Raw genomic sequence first — 18,969 nt, 5'->3', positions numbered from 1 at the left:
CTCGTCAGAACGGTCGAGTGCATTCGGCAATTGTGCCGAATACTTAAAGTGATAGTATTATTTCTTCAAGCCCAACTTTTCTAATTTGTATCGCAAGTTCCTCTCTGAAATTCCTAACAACAAAGCGGCTTTAGATTGGTTGCCATCTGTTTTTTGGAGCGCCTCAAAAATTAATTCTTTCTCTAACTCTTCAACCCGCTCACCTAAATTTTGTAATTGAGTAGATTTGGAGATTGGCTGTTCACTTGGTAAATTTCTTAAGTTGATAGGCAGTTCATTGGTTGTGATGAGATTTTCCCGAACAAGTACTACTGCGCGATGGATTATATTTTCCAGCTCACGCACGTTTCCCGAATAATGATATTTTATAAGTATATCGATTGCTTCCTTCGAAAATTCTACCTGTTTCTTGTTCACTTCTTTTGAATACTTCCCGGTAAAATATTCTACAAGCGGAAGAATATCTTCTTTTCTTTGATGCAGCGGAGGAATTTCGATGGTAACGACATTGAGCCGATAAAATAAATCTTCACGAAACTTCCCCTCTTTCATTAACTCTTCGAGGTTTCTGTTAGTTGCTGCAATTACACGGACATCTACGCTAATTGTTTGCGAGCCACCGACTCGTTCGAAATTTTGTTCCTGTAAGACGCGAAGCAGTTTAACTTGAGTTGAAAGAGGTATATCGCCGATTTCATCTAAAAATATAGTTCCACCGTCGGCTAATTCAAACCGTCCTCTCCTCTGTTTATCGGCGCTGGTATAGGCGCCCTTCTCGTGCCCGAATAATTCGCTTTCAAGCAAGTTCTCGTTTAATGCAGAACAATTGACCGCTACAAAGGGTTTAGCGTAGCGTTGACTTGCAAAATGAATAGCTCGGGCAATCAACTCTTTTCCAGTTCCACTTTCACCCCTTATGAGCACCGATGCTCGACTCTTTGCCACCCTTCCTGTAAGATTTAATACTTCTTCCATCTTGGTTGAATGCGCAATGATGTCTGTAAACTTATATTTTTCAGCAAGCTGTTCCCTAAGTAAAATATTTTCCGAAATAAGCTTCTGCCTTTCACCAAGCCGTTGAATGAGCAATTCGAGTTCATCGAAATCGATAGGTTTTGTAATGTAATCGTATGCACCCGCACGCATCGCGTCGACGGCATTTTCGATTGTCCCGAATGCCGTCATTATTACAATTGCCGCTTCAGGGTTATTTGCTCGAACTTCTTTAAGCAGGTCTAATCCTGTTTTACCGGGCATCTTAAAATCTGTTAGAATTAAATCAACCATATTTTTATTCGCTAATTCAATTCCTTGTTCAGCAGAACTGGCTTCTATTACATTGTAATCTTTCTTCTTTAAATGTCCGGCGAGTATTTTCCGCTGATTCGCTTCATCATCTACTATTAAAATTGTTAGCTTAAACATTTTTAACTCACTTTCAGAGGTAATTCGATTATAAACTTTGTTCCTGTACCTTGCGCGCTTTTAACATTAATAAGACCATCGTGCTGAGATACTATTTGTTGAACGATACTTAATCCCAATCCTGTTCCTTCTGCCCGTGTAGTAAAATAGAGGTTGAATATTTTGCTTAAATTTTTCTCAGGTATTCCTATTCCCGTATCTTGGAACTCAAATATTCTTTTATCTTCATTGCAGAAAAGTTTTAAAGATATTTTGCCCCCTTGCGGCATCGAACCGATACTGTTCTGTAAGAGATTTAAAAATACTTGTTTCATCTGTTCACGGTCGATGTTGAGTATGCAGTTTTCCGTCGAAGATATTTCAAGCTCAATATTTTTCGAGGAAATTTGGACTTCGAATATATTTTTTAAATCAGTTAAAAACTCCAAAGATGGAATGCTTGCGATGTTTAATTTAGGAGGACGGGCAAAGCGAAGGAATTGTTGAACTATGTTGTTTACGCGTTGAACTTCGGAACGAAGTATTTTTGTAAGTCCGTAGTATTCATCATGGTTTGCTTGTGGAACGAATTCTTTCTCATATCTCTGAGCAATCATATTTACTGAATTCAACGGGTTGCGAATTTCGTGCGCGACCCCCGATGCAAGCTCACCCATTGCAACCAATTTTTCGCGCTGTTGTATATGCCGCTCCATTGCACGTGTCTCAGTAACATCCTTCAAAGCGGCGGTAAACGAACTTAAGACATCGCCCTCGTTGTAAACAAACGAAGTATTGATAGCAAGAATTCGACTGCCTTTATTGGGACATACGACAGTTAACTCAATATTTTTTAACGAGTTGCGGGTATTTAAACTTTCAGCCAAAACAACCAACTGATTGTTAAAAATTTTTGATATATGTTTCCCAATAACATGGTGTGAATCTGTCGCACAAAGATTCTCCGCTTGTTTATTGAAGATTGTTATAAATCCTTCGGCATCAGTAGTGATCAGTGCATCAGCCATATTTTGAATGACGCTGCCGGTGTAGGTTTGGATTTTTTCGTATTCCCGAGAAACGAATTTAAGATTTTGGTTGACGATAATTACTCCGATTACGAGTGAAGCAAGCACAAACAATACGAGAGATATAATTACAGTACGACGCGACATCCTGTCCTCAAGTGCGTGTATTTCGTCCATATCATTAAAGGAAGATACGCGGGTATGGACTGATTTTCTTTGAAGTGCATTTTCCAAAAATTCATCACCCTCAATCGAATTTATTTCGGAAACTGATTTACTCGCCGCAAGTATTCCATCGCTGTCTTGTAAAACTATGTATTCGATACCTGCATTGTTGCCTATGTCCTGAAGCATTCTTCCGAAACCGATTTTTTCACGAAAACTCAACAGATAAGCTGCATCGATATTTACGACAACAGCACCGCGTTCATTTGATTTACGGCGAACCGCAACTGCAAATCTTTTCCCGTTCTCGTATCGCGCTTCTTTCAATCCGATAATCAGTTCGGTAACTTCACCCTTGAGTATCGGTTGAATAAAATCGGAAGGCGAATGTTTGGCTTTTAAACTTTCGTGTGTGGTATCATGAGTGTAACTGCTTGCGATCTTATTCCCCTTTACGTCAAAAATATTTATCCTATCAACCTGATTCTCATCGGCAATCCTTTTTAAGTATTTATTGCTTATAGCAGTTATACTATCTAATTCTGAGACCATATATGCCACGCTTAATAATCTATCTGCGATTAAATCTTCCATTTCGGCATTCGATAAAACGGTGTTGGCACTGCTCAACGTCATTGTTTCAATCAGCAGCGTTGCTTCTTCAGTCATTAAATGGTAAAGTTCTTTTCGACTTTGCGTCAATTCCCAAATCGCAGAAATAATCATTGAGGCAGCTATCACAACTACAACGGCAATTATATATCCCGGTTGGATTAGTTTCGTAGATTTAAGTTTGATAGTTTTAAGCATCGTTAAAAATCCACATCGAAAAGTTATAAAATGCTATTATTTTATTTTCGTGAAGTTATACTTTGAAATATAAGAGGAAATCGCTTTAACTGTCCTGTCCAAATTTTTTGCTATATCCTCAATCGGTATTTTTTTATAATTATCTTTCAGGAACTCCTTTTCTTCAGCTGTCCAGGGTTTATTTGGACCTGAACTTAAACCGAGTAATCCCGCATAGTTCACGACATAATCGTAACTCCTATTCAGTTTCAAAGCGATTTCTTTTGTTGGAATTATTTTGTAGTTCTTTCTTAAAAATTCTTTATCCTCCTCAGTCCATTTTCTACCTGGCTGTCTTTTCAGAATACCCATCCGATTTACGTAATGAGAAACTGCATTGATACTAACTCCAAGCTTATCAGCAATTTCTCTATAAGTTTTTTTATGATAATGTTTTTTAACGTACTGGCGTTCTTCTTTTGTCCAATCGTGGTCGTGTAATGGCCTGCTTAAACCCAAAGTTTGTGCTTTTAGCAAAATACTATATCGTGTGCGGCCTATTTTTTGAGAAAGTTCGTGCAAAGAAATCTTGCGGTCGTGATAACAACTCTTCAGCAGATTTATTTCTTCATCCGCCCAATTTGCGGCTCTTTTTTCAGTCAGTCGCAATTTTTTTGCACGAATTAGGACAGATGGGATAGTTCTTTTTAATGTCCTGGCAATCGCCGCATTAGAGCGGTCGTTATAGTGCCTCAGTAAATAATTATCTTCCCACGTCTCCCATTTTTTAACTCGTTTTGAACGAATTCCTAATTGAATAGCTTTTGCGATGACAGAATCCGGAGAACGATTAATTTTTTTACCCACATATACTGAACCGCGCTTTGAGTAAGACGCTCTCAATATTTTAATTTCTTCTTCAGTCCACAATTTCGTCATAATAATCTTTTTGTTTTTTGCTTCGGGCTAAACACCGATTGGATTGAAATTGGATTACAGATTTGGAATTCCGCGTTACCTATTTGTGAGTTTACCCTACATTTTACGCAGTAATATATCGTTTTCATTTTAAACGAGGTCATCTTACTCGTATCTCAACGCATCAATCGGATTCATACTTGCAGCTTTGCGCGCAGGATAGAATCCGAAGAACACACCAACTGCCATCGAAAAAAATACTGCAAGTACAATCGAACCCTCAGAAACAAACGTGGGCCAATCGGCAAATTTTGATATTAAATTCGAACCAGTAACACCGAATATAATCCCGATAAAACCACCGAGAAGACTTAATACAATAGCTTCCATTAAAAATTGTGAAAGTATATCGCGCCGTCTTGCACCTATAGACATCCGTATTCCGATTTCGCGAGTGCGCTCTGTAACAGAAACTAACATAATGTTCATTATTCCAATTCCACCTACTAACAACGAAACTGATGCTATACTTCCCAAGAGTATCGTCATTATTTTGGATGTTGCGGTCGCCGTTTCAGCAATATCAGTTTGATTGCGGACTGTAAAATCGTTGTCGTCCCAAAGCTGCAGCCGGTGCCGGACACGAAGCACTTCTGTAATTTCTTGTTGTGCCTGGAAAATTTTATCCTTACTGATTGCCGATACCATAATACCCCAGATAAAATTAATTCCTAAAATTCGTTTTTGAACCGTTGTATAAGGTGCCACAATAATATCATCCTGATCCTGCCCAGAAACACTCTGCCCTTTTGATTTCATCGTGCCCACAATTTTGAATGGTATATTTCTGATACGAATCATCTGACCAACTGGATCGGCTCCTTGAAACAAATTGTCGGCGACGGTTTTTCCAATGACGCATACTTTTGCACTTGCTTTTACGTCGGCATCAGAAAACAATTCACCGTTGTCGAGTTTCCAATCACGAATCGCAAAAAAATCTGCAGTTCCTCCTTGCACACTTGTACTCCAATTCAAATTTCCGGCGACCACTTGCGAGCCCGCTCTTAGAATCGGACTCATATATGCAACAGAGGGACACTGTTCGACAATGGCTTCGGCATCGGCTACTGTTAATGTGCTAACACTTCCTGCCCCGCCGCTTACTCCGCCACGAGCAGTTGCACCGGGATAAATCATTAAAACATTTTGACCTAAGGATGCAATTTGTGACTCCACGGAAAATGACGCTCCCTGCCCAATCGCAATCATAGCAATAACTGCACCGACACCAATTATTATTCCAAGCATCGTTAACAACGAACGCATTTTATTCCTTATCAATGCATCGAAAGCAATCGTTAATATTTCAAACCATCTCATCATAAATTATCCTGACTTTAAAAACCCATTCTACGCGTGCCGGGTCCTGTTTGAGTACGCGGCGCAAATGGATTCGTTTGTTGAGCTTGTGGTCCACTGGCGCTGGGCATTTCCATTCCGATTACAATTTCATCTCCCTCCTTAAGGAAGCCACCTTTAACTTCAACATATCGGTTATCCGAAAGACCCGTTCTAACGGGTGCAGACTTTAAGTTACCCGTGCTATCAATTAACCAAACTCTTTGTATTTGTCGCATCCCGCCTCGCCGCCGTTCGCCGCGAGGGAACTCACCGGACATTCCTGAGCCGGGCATAGAGCCACCACCGCCACCGAAAGAGCGCATACGTGGTTCACCGTTGCTATGACTTGCACTGTCGGACGATTTATTCCCATTAAATTTTTCAGCTACTTCTTTTTCAATTTTTTCTACTACTTCGGCAGGGGGTTGAAACCGGAGAGCAATCGCCGGAACTCTTAAAACATCATTCTTCTCATCGATTAAAATGGAAACTGTTGCAGTCATACCCGGCATCAGCTTCAAATCAGGATTCGGAACTTCGATGATGACAGTATATGTAACTACATTTTGAACAGTTTGCGGTGCTAACCGGATTTGTGTTACAGTCCCTTTAAACTCTTTACCCGAATGTGCATCGACAGTAAATGTAACATCCTGTTCTATTTGAATATTTCCGATGTCAGCTTCGTCAACGTTTGCTTCCACTTGCATTTTTTTCAAGTCGTTAGCAATTACAAACAATTTCGGCGCTTGCAAACTTGCCGCTACGGTCTGTCCGACATCAATGTCTCGCGAAATAACGACTCCGTCTATTGGAGCTTTGATAGTTGCATATCGCAAGTTAACCCGCGCCCTGTCAAGAGATGCCTCGGCTTGCTTCAGCTGGGCAAGCGATGTCTCGTAATTTGTTTGAGCAGCATCCATCTCGGCTTGGGAAACAAGCGCTTTACTGAACAGCTCTATAAAGCGATTAAGGTTGCGCTTTGCCTCATTTACCTGCGCTTGCACACGCTCAAGGTTTGCCTCGGATTCTTTCACTGATGCAGCCAAGAAGGTCGGATCGATCTGTGCAATAATTTGACCGGCTTTAACAATACTGTTGAAATCGACATAAATTTTGGCAAGAGTGCCACTGACTTGTGATCCGACTTGAACAGTTTGAACAGGATTTACAGTTCCTGTAGCACGGACTTGTACGACAACATCGCCCTTGCTAATTTTTTCGGTTCTGTATTTGATTTCTTCAGAAGAACCCCGGAAAACAAAAAAGTATAAAGCAACAATAATTACTATTAATGCGGTTGATATGTATATTAGTTTTTTCTTCATTGTAGAATAAAGGATTTTAGTTTTTAGTTTAAAACAAATACTCTTCGCTCTTTGCTTAAAGTTTACCCTGAGCGTAGTCGAAGGGCTCTTTGCTCAACGCGCTACGCTATAAATTTGCCATCTTTCATAATTAATTTCTCGTCGAACCACACATCCGGGTTTTTCACTAAACCATCGAGATGACTTGCAACGCGGACGCTACCGCCCATCGACTTGTTGTCGCCGAAAGCAATGTGAATTGTGCCCATCACTTTTTCGTCTTCCAAAATCAAGCCGGTCAAAATTGCTTTATCGTTTGTGCCAATACCAAACTCTGCAACATTGCGCCCATCAAGCCCGTGCGGTTCCAAAAGTTTTACTAATTTTTCGGCTTCTTCACCGCCGGTAATATCAGCTGCATATCCATCTTTAACAACAATTTTTATATGAGTTTTGATCATTCCAACGCCAGCCATCGAGCCGTCAACTACAACAACACCGTTCGATTTACCTTCTACGGGTGCGAGGTAAGCTTCACCGGTCGGTAAATTCCCCCACTGTCCTTTTTCACGAAACAGTCCTGAACTTGCGTGTGACGAGCGCCCTTCAATCGGCATCGTGATATCAGTTCCGCCCGGCGATGTTACATGAATTACTTTCGTCTTCTCCATCAACTCACAGAGTTTAAAAGTTCGTTCAGCAATTTTATGATAGTCGGCGTTCATACAGCGAATCATAATTTCTTCAGTTACACCAGGCAATGTTGCGATACGAACACCGAGCGCAGTAGCAAGCCGCCGTGAGTCTGTGTGAGTTAACGATTTTGAAGTCGGGCATAAAACAATAACGAATTGCTTCATTAATTCAGCGATTTGCTTTGGTGGTTCTTCACCGTTAGTTTTGCGCGGCTGCATCTCGATGATGACTGATTCAGAGGAGCCTAAGTTTTTAGCTGCTTGCCAGAGCGAGTAGCCGATTTTGCGGAGTGGCTCATCGGTTACAACAAGGACAGTTTCGCCGTTTTGCAATCCCATACAATCGCGTATAGCGATTTCAGAAGCGTTATCTAATTCGTTTTTCATAGTTGTTTGACGGTTTTGTTTGTATTTAGTTTAAGTGTTTTCATATTTTTTCTTTTTATTTTTTCCCTTTCGCCAACTCCAAACCGTGTCCATTAGGACCCATCTCACAGCGTCGTAACAAAGTTGCAAACAAAAGTCCAAAAAATCCTAATGCTGAAAATATCCACATTCCGGCATTATAGCCAGCGGGATTAGCAGCGCTTGCACCTGAAATATCATTCGCATATCCAATTAATAAATTAAATCCGAACAAACCGATATTCTGTATCATCGTCATCAAACCATAAGCTGTACCTAATCTGGATTCATCAACGACTAAAGCAACGGAGGGCCACATTACAGCAGGTATGAGTGAGAATGCAATCCCCATCATCGACATCGGAACAATTAAATAATATGGAATGATGGTTTGTTCAATTCCGAAGAAGGCGAGGTCAACCGGTAAACCACCGCTTAAACCTATATAAGAAGCGAGGTCAACTTTGTATGCCATAATTAAATAAACCGGAATTATGAGAAGCGAGCCAAACATCATCAATAAAGAACGCTTACCTATTTTATCAGCCAACAAACCGAAGAGCGGTGTAAAAAACATTGCAGCTAATGTCAGCAGACTCGAGAGATTGCCACCCACTTCACGAGTTGTTCCGTGTGCTTCCTGAAAAAACTTTATCGCGAAAGTCTGAAACGGGAACATCGCCGAATAGAATGTTACGCATAAAGCCGTTATAAACCAGAACGATGTACCAAACTTAAATATCTCTTTAAATACAATTTTATCCTGATTCCCTTCCTTTGCTAATTTGTAATTTTTAGACGCATACGCATCCATGAAATAATAAATGAGAATACAGAAGATCGCAAATACTCCGGCAGCTACAGTTATCCACAAAGGCGACTGCCAGTAGTTATACAAACTTTTTCCCCAGCTCGGAGAATTCAGCGCCATAAAGGAACCGAATCTTGCCACGGTCAAATTCAAACCGAATGCGAACGACAGCTCCTTTCCTTTAAACCACCTCGCGATAATAGTAGTGATGGCAACTATCATCGACTCGGCGCCTAAACCAAATATTAATCTACCCGCTGCCATTAAGTACAAATCGCCACGAACCGCAGTTACTAATGCACCAATCATGATGAGAGATGTAAAAATAAAAACAGATTTTCTGGTTCCTATTCTATCAATAATTAATCCACCAATCAGAACCATTATGATGTTTGGAAAACTGTAGATTGCTTGCAGTAATCCGATATCCGAGTTGGTAAAATTTAATTGCGTAGCAAGTAAATCGGCAAGCGGACTGATACTATCGTAGATATAGTAGTTACCAAACATCGCGAAACTGATAAATACTAAAACTACCCACCGGTAAAACGCCGACGGTTCGGGTTTTAAATTCTGTACATTTGGTTGCAGAATGTTTTCCATATAAAGATAATCTTAATTTTTATTGATTTAAACTTGCTTAAAATAGTAAAAATAAGAGGAATATGCAAAGTATAGATTCGAGGATAGATTGAATAATTAATTTATTGAAATTGTTTGATAAGATGATTATAATATACTATCAATTTAGCGTCATGTCCCTTTTATAAATTCACAAAACTTTCAATAACTTAATCTGGAGGATATTATGTTAGTAAAACTTTCGAACGGGAGAGAAATTCCCGTTGAGATGCACAAAGTCAGGATTGTGCAAAAAACAAACCTTATTCCTGTCGACCAGCGGCTAAAAGCCATTGAAGAAGGCGGCTACAATACATTCTCACTACGCACTCGCGATATTTTTTTAGACATGCTCACCGATAGCGGCACTAACGCTATGAGCGATAACCAGCTCGCCGCTATGATGGTATCCGACGATGCCTACGCTGGCTGCGAGAGCTACTACAAACTTCTCGCCGCCGTAAATGATGTCCTGAGGTTTGAATACCTCCTGCCCGTCCACCAAGGCAGAGCCGCCGAACATTTATTAGCCAAAGTATTTGTAAAACCCGGCGACGTCGTCCCAATGAACTACCACTTCACCACAACCAAAGTTCACTTCGAGTTAGCCGGCGGAACAGTTCTTGAAATTTTCACCGACGAGGCTCTGAAAACCGAAAGCTCCGTCCAGTTCAAAGGCGACCTGGATATCCAAAAGTTCAAAGATGTCATCAAGAAATATGGAGCTGATAAGGTTCCTTTCATCAGAATGGAAGCGACAACAAATCTTATAGGCGGGCAACCATTCTCTATGGAAAATTTGAGAGAGGTGAAAAAGATAGCTTCCGAAAATAAAATTCCGCTTGTGTTCGACGGGAGTTTACTTTCTGAGAATGCTTACTTTATTAAAAAGCGCGAGAAAGGATATGAGAATAAATCCATCCAGGAAATTATCTGGGAGCTGATGAGTTACGCAGATATATTTTATCTCTCAGGTCGCAAAAGTACCTGCGTCCGCGGCGGTTTCATTGCAACCAACAACAAAAAATATTTTGAGGATATAAAAAACTGGCTTCCCGTGTACGAAGGTTTTCTGACTTACGGCGGTATGTCCACAAAAGAAATTGAAGCTATGGCAGTTGGTTTGCGTGAGATGACCGAGCTTAACGTTGCAGGCAGCGCGGCTGAGTTTGTAAAATATTTTGTTGAGAAACTTGTAGAAAGCAAGCTGCCCGTTGTTACACCGGCAGGCGGATTGGCATGCCATCTCGATGCGATGCGCTTTCTGCCTCACATACCTCAATCGCAGTACCCGGCAGGAGCTTTATCCGCGGCGGTGTATATCGCTTCCGGTATTCGCAGTATGGAGCGAGGCACAGTCTCGATGGAAAGAGACAAAGACGGTAACGAAGTTTATGCCGATATTGAGCTTGCCCGGCTCGCAGTGCCGCGCCGTGTTTACACAATGTCCCAGATAGATTACGCAGTTGACCGCTTGGTTTGGTTATACAAGCATAGAGATTTGGTTAAGGGATTAAAGTTTGTAGAAGAGCCGCCCGTGCTTAGATTCTTCTTCGGTAAATTAGCAGCTTTGGAAAATTGGGGAAGAATATTAGCCGATGCGTTCAAAAAAGATTTTGGGGAGGGATATTAATGATTGCCGCCGACTTTAGTCGGTGAATTATAAAATAAATAAATATACTAACCGCTTCAGCGGTTTGTTGATTCAGTGATTGGTGATCCTATTGTGAGGAACGCTATTTCAATCCTCGTTTCTTCTTTTCAATCAGAACCTGTGCATCCAACGGTGCCGCGCAAATGGTACATACATAGCGCCGCGTGGTTTCGTTGTAGTCGGGTTCGCGTACTTGTTTGCAGTTCGGGCATCGGACAACCAATGGTTTTTCTTCTTTTGGATTTGCCATTACGACTTCTTCCCATTAATCGAATCTATAATCTCTCGGAAGTTTTCAAGTCCCGCTTCTAAATTCTCTACTATCTCTATCGCAAGCACATCCGGGTCGGGAAGGTTATCAAGATCAGCTAAAGACTTATCTTTTATCCATGTAATGTCGAGACTTGTTTTATCGCGATTGATAATTTCTTCGTAGGTAAATCTCCGCCAACGTCCGTCTGGATTCGATTCACTCCACGTTGCTTTTCGTTTGTTCCGGTTCTTTGGATTGTAGCAATCGATAAATTCCTTTAAATCCTCAAACTGCATCCGGTTTTTTTTGAGTGTGTGGTGTGTATTAGTTCGGTAATCGAAGATCCAAACATCTTTTGTCCACGGTTCTTTTGATGCGGGTTTGTTATCGAAGAATAATACATTTGCTTTTACACCGTTCGCATAAAATATTCCCGTTGATAAACGCAGAATCGTGTGCAGATCTGTTTTATCTAATAATTGCTTTCGGACTGTTTCGCCTGCACCTCCTTCAAACAAAACATTATCTGGTACAACGACTGCAGCTTTACCGTCAGTCTTTAACATAGTGCGGATGTGCTGGACAAAGTTTAACTGCTTGTTGCTTGTCGTTACCCAAAAATCCTGACGATTGTAAGTAAGCTCTTCTTTTTCCTGCTCTCCTTCTTCGTTTGTAAAGGTCATACTGCTTTTCTTGCCAAATGGAGGATTTGCAAGTACATAATCAAATGTTTTAGATGGAGAAGATACCAGCGCATCAGCAGACGAGATAAAGTTTTCGCTGTCGATATCGCCGATGTTATGCAGGAACAGGTTCATGAGTGCAAGGCGTCTGGTGCTTGCTACTATTTCATTGCCGTAAAAGGTGTTATACTTTAAAAACTTTCTCTGCTCTTTATCTAAATCCTGAGATGAGAGGAAGTCGTACGCAGCAAGGAAAAATCCGCCTGTACCACACGCAGGATCGGCAATGGTCTTTTTAGGTTCGGGACGTACACATTGCACCATTGTTTTAATTAGCGCACGCGGTGTAAAGTATTGTCCGGCACCGCTTTTTGTATCTTCCGCGTTTTTCTCTAACAGCCCTTCGTAGATTTCTCCTTTTACATCTGCCGCCATTGTACTCCATTGCTCTTTGTCTATCAGATCAATGAGGCGGGAGAGTTTCGCGGGATCCTGGATTTTATTCTGGCTCTTGGTAAATATCTGACCGAGTATATTTTTTTCTTTGGCAAGATCGCGCAGCAAATTATTGTAATGTGTTTCTAATGCCGCGCCTTTAGGCGTTGTTAATTTATCCCACGTATATTCTTTTGGGATAGGCAGTTTTCTGTTGTATGGAGGTTTACTATACTCATCTGCCATTTTGAGAAAGAGCAGGTACGTGAGTTGTTCGAGGTAATCTCCGTACCCAACTCCATCATCGCGGAGTGTGTTACAGAACGACCAGACCTTTTGGATTATGCTTGATGTGTTGCCGTTGCTCATTGTTTTAATTTCTTTTTAATTTCTTCGGTTAAAAAATAGCCACCTGTTTTTTTACTTCCTCTATATTCAATCAATTGTTTATCTCTAAACAATTTGAAATACCTTTCAATATTTTTTTCGGGTTCAGAAATTTTATTTGCATAGAAGGGTATGCGCTTTCCTTCTTCAATTACCATAGTCTTAATTAAATTGATAAGTTTTTGTTTTAATCCCTCAGTTAATCCCTCAATTAATCCCTCAACTGCACCGCCACTTACACCGGCTCCGTCGAACTTCTTTGCCATCATCTTTTCACTGATGGGAATAACCATCTTAAAAGTATTTCCTTCAATAAATTCAGGCGATCTCTTACCGCCATATTCTTTCACAAAACGATTGACGTTCAAGAAACCTGAGCCCAATTCTTCTACGAGACCTAATTGAATAAAGAATTTTGCTACAGTAGGATTTTTAGAAAACGGTGTAAATTTTCCAAGAATAATAGGACCATGACCGTTTGGATTATTTGCATTTTCAGTTTCAACACGGTCGGGATGGATAACAAATGTCGCTGGATGTGCGTTTGTGTATTCCCGGTGAACAAGAATGTTCGCAACAACCTCATGAAAGATATCAGTTCGAAGACTTTTACGTTGATTCCCTTCTTTATAGAATTTATCTGGTAAATGTTTGGCAACAAAGTCCATTAACTTATCATACGATTCTATCAGGTTGGTTTGAATATATTCACGGTCGTCGTAACGATGTATGTTCTTTACGCGGAGAAGAGCATCGGTTTTATAATGAGGAAGTATTTGTTGTATCACCTCATCTTTGCCAAATAATAACACTGCCGCAAGCGTGTACCCTTCTTTACCGGATTGATAATCTTTTTTCCACAATCCTGCCCTTTCCAATATTTGTTTATCAGTTAAAGAAAGCCATGGATGATTTGCAACGTTACTCTTTATTAGGTTGCGGACTTTGGGGAAGAGATCTTGCTTAAAATCTGTAAATCGAATTTTGGGATAAATTATTCCTTCTGTGTAATGCGTTCGCTTACGATTATAGATTTCTGCTATTTGATGCGGCTGTTTTATGACGAAATGTCCATCCGCACTGCGGTCATAAACTGCACTTGCAGATTTATGTAATTGTGAGCTTGCCGGAACTTGAATGTGGATAACTGTTTTTTTATTGACGGCATGAACCAGCGGAAATAGTATGTGGGGCGGGTCGAGTTTATTTGGATTGTTGGATAAGGTGACAATTTCTCTTGTAATTTTTTCAATCGCCGTTGGTTCAACTCCTTGTAGTTCTGCATTGTCTGTAACTCCCAGTAAAATATCACCTCCGTCACGGTTGAGCATTGCACATATTGTCTCAAATAAATTTGTTGGCAATGCATGTTGAGCTTCCTTAAACTCCAGACGGATGTTTTCTTTTTGTTTTAACAATCGCTTTACTTGTTCAATACTCATATATGCCTTCTCGTGATCTTATGTTATCATCGCGAAGCGTGTTACAGAAAGACCAGACTTTTTGGATTATACTTGATGTGTTTCCGTTGCTCATAAATTTCGTTTTACTTTCTTTTTTTCTTACCACTTGATGTTCTGTAGCGAACCAACGGCTCTTCGACCCGGAAACCGATAGGCCTTTTCGGTTTTTCAGGAGGCGACAACAATTGACGAATCGCATCAAAAACAATTTTAAAATTATGATCGTATTTCTTTTCCATGTCTTCCAGTTTGCGGGCAAGGTCTTTATGTGTGGCGAGCAATTCACGCAACCGGATAAATGTACGAACAATCTGGACACTGACCTGTACTGCTTTGGGACTATTTAAAACACTAGCGAGCATGAGCGCTCCATGTTCTGTAAACGCATACGGCAGGTACGGCGAGAATTTGAGCTTGGCGAGGTGGTCACAATTTGTGACCACCTCGATTTTTTCTTCCGCAGTCAATTCAAACATAAAGTCCGATGGAAACCGATCGAGGTTACGCTTTACAGCCTGCTTAAGCACCTTCGTAGGAATACCATACAGTGCAGCAAGGTCGGAATCGAGCATCACTTTTTGCCCCCGCAAGAAAAGGATCGTGCGTTCAATTCGCGATTGTGAAATTATCAAATCATTGGATATCATTCCCTATCTCCTATAATATTTTGTTTTTCCGTTTTCACACCAACTTCCCTTCAAACGCTTTCTTTAAAATGCGTTGGCGGATTGATTTGCTTTGTTGCAGACTGGCAATGATCTTATCTGCTAATTTAGGATCATATTTCATTATTTTCTATTCTTGCGGTGTGCTTTAAACTGTGTTTCCTCTAAAAGGAAATATTTTTTAATATCCCCATGAAATTCATGATATTCGGCTAATCTAGTTTTCTTTTTGAGATTAAATACGCGATAAAGGTAATAAGACTTTCTATATTTTTTAGAATACTCAACCTCATTTGGTGTTATCTCAAAAGGAGTATTCTCATTTCCCGTTGTACTCTTTACTTCAATATATTTATCACTCCCATCTTCATGTTTTGAAAGAATATCGTATCCTTTTCCATCTTGTACTTTATTTACTTTTTCTGCTAGCTTATCTAAATCTTTCATCCTGAGAATATCCTTTTCATGCTCGACAACTAGAGCTTCACCAAGTTTTCCGCGATCGCTATTATCATGCTGTCTTTTTTCCCAATCTGTATCATGCCCTTTAAAGTTAAATTTTCTTTTGGGAATTTTATTAAGACCTTTCTTCGGTAATTCTCGCTTGATGAGACGGTTCTTAAGACCAGGAACATTGACAGTATTTTCCCACACTTCATCAAGGATTCGATTATAGAGAATTTTATTTTCTCGAATGAATTGTTCCGTTTTGTCGAGTAATTTTTTCCAATTGTAGGTTGGTATGTCTTCATAAGGTATTTGAATGTATCGGACTTTATCTGGAATTAATTGAGAGCATAACATTTTCTGTTCTGCGCTCAGAGGAGACTCTTTTACACCGTAATGGTCTATCTTATAAACAAGAGCTTTGCTTTTTGCACTTGCACCAACGGTAAAGAATATGGCTTTGTTAATGTCACCTTTTTTAAATATTCTTGCCCAAGTATATTTCTTGAACTTTGATACTCGTTTTTCATTTTCCCATCCTCTTTCCATCCAGATACGTGGATTATACGTTTCATATCCTTCAACACGTTTTACCAACTCTTTTGCCCAATATTGTGTCTTAGTCCATACATTATCCATTAATTCTTTTTTTACTTTTTTGTGCATAGGATTGTTTTTATCATAAACTCTATCCCTCCACTTTGACAGTAGTTCTAAATCTTCTTGAGTAAAAAAATCAGGCTGCTTCATAGTATTCCCATTTAATAATTGCTTTACTTGTTCAATGTTCATATAAGCCTTCTCGTGATCTTATGTTATCGTCGCGGAGTGTGTTACAGAATGACCAGACTTTTTGTACTATGCTTGATGTGTTTCCGTTGCTCATTGTTTTAATTTCTTTTTCATATTTTCAGTTAAATAATATCCACCTGTTTTTGGAGCACCCTGATATTCAATTAGATTAATTTCCCTTAGAATTTTTATATAACGCTCTATTGTTGGTTTTGCCTTTTTAACCAAAGGAACAATTCCTTCCACTCTAATCCCTGGATTTTTAGTGATTATTGTAACAACAGAAATCAGACCATTTTTTACACCATCACTTACACCATCACTTACACCATCATTTATTCCATCACTTATTCCCTCAACTACACCGCCACTTACACCGCCGCCAACCATCTTTGCCATCATCTTTTCATTGATGGGAATAAGCAGCTTGAATGTATTGTCTTTGATAAATTTGGGTTTCTTTTCTTGTGTTAACATCTGAAAAAACATTCCATCCGGAAATATCTGGAATTTGGCTCTCATTTATATTCATTTAAAATTATTCAAAAACAGCATTTTTACAAACTATGTTATTATCTCGTTACAATTCCGGAAGTATGCGGAAAAAATCTGGAAGTTTCCGGAAATGAACTATGGTTCTTTTACTTCGGTTCGGACATAAACAGTATTGCGTCCTTTACCCTGTTTTAACAACCATCCTCCATCAATTAACAATGTAAGGTCATTCCGAGCAGAACGGTCAGTCAATTTTCCACCGATAAATTCAAGGTATTTTAAAACGGTAAATTTTGTACCATGCTTGAATTCGTTTAGGAATCTAATTTGTCGCTCATTCAAATCACTTTTGAAAATTTCTTTTTGTTTTTTTTGAGAACTAGAGAACCTCAAGGTCATGATATTTTGTTTACTCACCCATTTGGGCTCTTTTAAACCGATGCTCTTACAAGCTTCAATTATTTTCAGAGTACCCCGTCCTATCTTTTCAATATATCCTCGCAAAAAGCAAATATGGGCAATATCTGGATTATGTGGGAAAGAAGGATGATTTTTTTTGAGATCAGATAACTTTATTTCATTCGGTAATTTACCATAGTTAGTGATTTCTAACTTATCCGGATATATCTGAATAGATATGGCACCAGAAATATTAGAATAATCACTATGAATTATTGCATTCAATGTTCCTTCCCGCAATGCATCCATTGGATAAATAAAATTATCAGTTCTTTGCCAGTTTGTTTTTTTAAATTCACTACTTAACGCAATATGTTTCTTAAGAATATCTTGGATATCATCAATATTTTTAAAAAGATTTCCTTCTAGATACCGATCATCAATAAAAGTTGACCCTGTTTTTCCATTGCTAAATACAGAAAAACGAATTCGACATTGAGGTATAAAACGTATAGGCTCTCTGCCAAATAATAATATTGCTGCATTCGTCAGTTGTCCGTTTTGGTATAGACTGTAATACTTTAGAAACTCTGTTATGTTGGACGGAAGTTGCTTACCGCGGTCTGATTTATTGATGTAAGTAATTGTTTTTTGAATTTCAACTTCATCAAGATCTTCAAGTTCTGCACCAAGAACAGGCTGACGCTCCCAATGAATTTCAGTAAGTTGACGATCGTGTATTAAGTTAGAAATTTCTTTTGAAGATGCCTGTACGGTTGAACTTCCTCGGCGATAAAAAATTGTACCATTAAATACATAAGGTTTCTTAGAACCACCCCATACTTTTATAGCAAGAATATTTTTCTCTTCCAATTGTTCAACGATAACGGTAACAGCAGGTTCAGGAATAATATTGTCAATCAAATATTGCTGTAATTCTTTGATATAATTATGAGCATTGTTCAGACCAATTATTTTACCTCTGTCGCTAATACCAATTAGTAATTGACCACCTTCACCATTTAAAAAACCACAAATGGTTTTGGCGACCGTCTCGTTACGCACATCTACTTTAAATTCAAGCAGTTCGCTTTCTCCCTGCTTAATTAATTCTCTTAAAAGATTCTCACTGTTCATGGCTTTTTATTCATTTCTTTCACAATTTTTCTAATACGATCAATACTTGCAAACTGTGTTTTTATACATTGCAATATATCACTTAATTCAAAATATTCATCAACCCAGTGTCCGACTCGTTGTTGAGGAGGTATATCATTCAAAATTGCTTCATTGTATAAATGTATTACCCTAATATCATCTAAAATATTGGTTTCTTTATATTTGAACGCTTTTTGGGGATTACCATTTTTATCAAACATATATTGTTTCAGTATTTGACGAGCTACACTAATATCGTGGTGAGCAACAAACCATCTTGGTTTTTTCAGTTTAATAGCACGACGCATTTCCTGGTGTGTGATTGCTAATTTTCCAATCACACCCGATCCATAATGAGGGCGAATAATTCCGAAAAAGATATCACAAGAATTAACTGCCTTTAGACAATTCTGTTTATTTGATTTACCAGGATGAACTGGAATAGTTTTTAAGTGTGAATTCCAAACCTCATAACCATAACCTTGCAAAGTTGAGCATATTTGTTCAAGTTGATCTTCAAAACCATAAATGGTCGAGGCAACCAAAATTCTAATTTTCTTCCTATTTGCTCTTTGTTTACTCATGGATTTA

General features: G+C 39.2%; 16 protein-coding genes. 1 reads left to right on the top strand and 15 read right to left on the bottom strand.

What is annotated here, in order from left to right:
• Positions 1 to 57 precede the first annotated feature (57 nt).
• From QME58_03980 to QME58_03950, 7 genes are all read right to left on the bottom strand, one after another.
• A complete protein-coding gene (locus QME58_03980) occupies positions 58 to 1,425 on the bottom strand; it encodes a sigma-54 dependent transcriptional regulator (GenBank protein ID MDI6802992.1) in 1,368 nt (455 codons plus the stop codon).
• 2 nt (positions 1,426 to 1,427) lie between these two features.
• Positions 1,428 to 3,407 carry an ATP-binding protein gene (locus tag QME58_03975; GenBank protein ID MDI6802991.1) on the bottom strand — a complete coding sequence of 660 codons (1,980 nt, stop codon included), beginning with the start codon at positions 3,405 to 3,407 and terminating at the stop codon, positions 1,428 to 1,430.
• Between the two features lie 36 nt (positions 3,408 to 3,443).
• On the bottom strand, positions 3,444 to 4,325 hold the full coding sequence (locus QME58_03970) for a hypothetical protein (protein MDI6802990.1): 882 nt from the start codon (positions 4,323 to 4,325) through the stop codon (positions 3,444 to 3,446).
• A 144-nt stretch (positions 4,326 to 4,469) separates the two neighbouring features.
• Positions 4,470 to 5,687: an ABC transporter permease gene (locus tag QME58_03965; protein MDI6802989.1), complete on the bottom strand. Its 1,218-nt coding sequence runs from the start codon at positions 5,685 to 5,687 to the stop codon at positions 4,470 to 4,472.
• 17 nt (positions 5,688 to 5,704) lie between these two features.
• On the bottom strand, positions 5,705 to 7,036 hold the full coding sequence (locus QME58_03960; protein MDI6802988.1) for an efflux RND transporter periplasmic adaptor subunit: 1,332 nt from the start codon (positions 7,034 to 7,036) through the stop codon (positions 5,705 to 5,707).
• 101 nt (positions 7,037 to 7,137) lie between these two features.
• Entirely contained in the window at positions 7,138 to 8,097 is a 960-nt protein-coding gene (locus QME58_03955; protein ID MDI6802987.1) for an aminopeptidase, read from the bottom strand.
• 55 nt (positions 8,098 to 8,152) lie between these two features.
• Positions 8,153 to 9,529, bottom strand: coding sequence for an MFS transporter (locus QME58_03950; GenBank protein ID MDI6802986.1), 1,377 nt, complete (start codon positions 9,527 to 9,529; stop codon positions 8,153 to 8,155).
• Positions 9,530 to 9,734: 205 nt separating this feature from the next.
• On the opposite strand from QME58_03950, the gene QME58_03945 reads away from it, so the two are divergent.
• Positions 9,735 to 11,180, top strand: coding sequence for a tryptophanase (locus QME58_03945; protein ID MDI6802985.1), 1,446 nt, complete (start codon positions 9,735 to 9,737; stop codon positions 11,178 to 11,180).
• 103 nt (positions 11,181 to 11,283) lie between these two features.
• Here the strand turns inward: QME58_03945 and QME58_03940 are convergent, their stop codons facing one another.
• The 8 genes from QME58_03940 to QME58_03905 form a co-directional block, all read right to left on the bottom strand.
• Positions 11,284 to 11,451, bottom strand: a complete 168-nt coding sequence (locus tag QME58_03940) for a hypothetical protein (GenBank protein MDI6802984.1) — start codon at positions 11,449 to 11,451, stop codon at positions 11,284 to 11,286.
• Positions 11,451 to 12,941 (bottom strand): class I SAM-dependent DNA methyltransferase, encoded by a 1,491-nt coding sequence (locus QME58_03935; protein ID MDI6802983.1) that lies wholly within the window; start codon positions 12,939 to 12,941, stop codon positions 11,451 to 11,453. Before QME58_03935 ends, QME58_03940 begins: the two co-directional genes overlap by 1 nt.
• Entirely contained in the window at positions 12,938 to 14,401 is a 1,464-nt protein-coding gene (locus tag QME58_03930; GenBank protein MDI6802982.1) for a putative DNA binding domain-containing protein, read from the bottom strand. The genes QME58_03935 and QME58_03930 overlap by 4 nt, the downstream gene beginning before the upstream one ends.
• 104 nt (positions 14,402 to 14,505) lie before the next feature.
• Positions 14,506 to 15,069: an ORF6N domain-containing protein gene (locus QME58_03925; protein ID MDI6802981.1), complete on the bottom strand. Its 564-nt coding sequence runs from the start codon at positions 15,067 to 15,069 to the stop codon at positions 14,506 to 14,508.
• Positions 15,070 to 15,210: 141 nt separating this feature from the next.
• The gene (locus tag QME58_03920) at positions 15,211 to 16,326 is read right to left on the bottom strand and encodes a DUF3883 domain-containing protein (GenBank protein ID MDI6802980.1); all 1,116 of its coding nucleotides are present in this window, start codon (positions 16,324 to 16,326) and stop codon (positions 15,211 to 15,213) included.
• Between the two features lie 90 nt (positions 16,327 to 16,416).
• Positions 16,417 to 16,803: a hypothetical protein gene (locus tag QME58_03915; GenBank protein ID MDI6802979.1), complete on the bottom strand. Its 387-nt coding sequence runs from the start codon at positions 16,801 to 16,803 to the stop codon at positions 16,417 to 16,419.
• Between the two features lie 153 nt (positions 16,804 to 16,956).
• Positions 16,957 to 18,357, bottom strand: a complete 1,401-nt coding sequence (locus tag QME58_03910) for a putative DNA binding domain-containing protein (protein MDI6802978.1) — start codon at positions 18,355 to 18,357, stop codon at positions 16,957 to 16,959.
• A complete protein-coding gene (locus QME58_03905; protein MDI6802977.1) occupies positions 18,354 to 18,962 on the bottom strand; it encodes a DUF4062 domain-containing protein in 609 nt (202 codons plus the stop codon). The genes QME58_03910 and QME58_03905 overlap by 4 nt, the downstream gene beginning before the upstream one ends.
• Between the last annotated feature and the right edge of the window lie 7 nt (positions 18,963 to 18,969).

The sequence above is a fragment of the Bacteroidota bacterium genome (genome assembly GCA_030017895.1).
Lineage (GTDB): Bacteria > Bacteroidota > Ignavibacteria > UBA10030 > BY39 > JASEGV01.
This window is presented reverse-complemented; position numbering and strand designations above follow the sequence as displayed.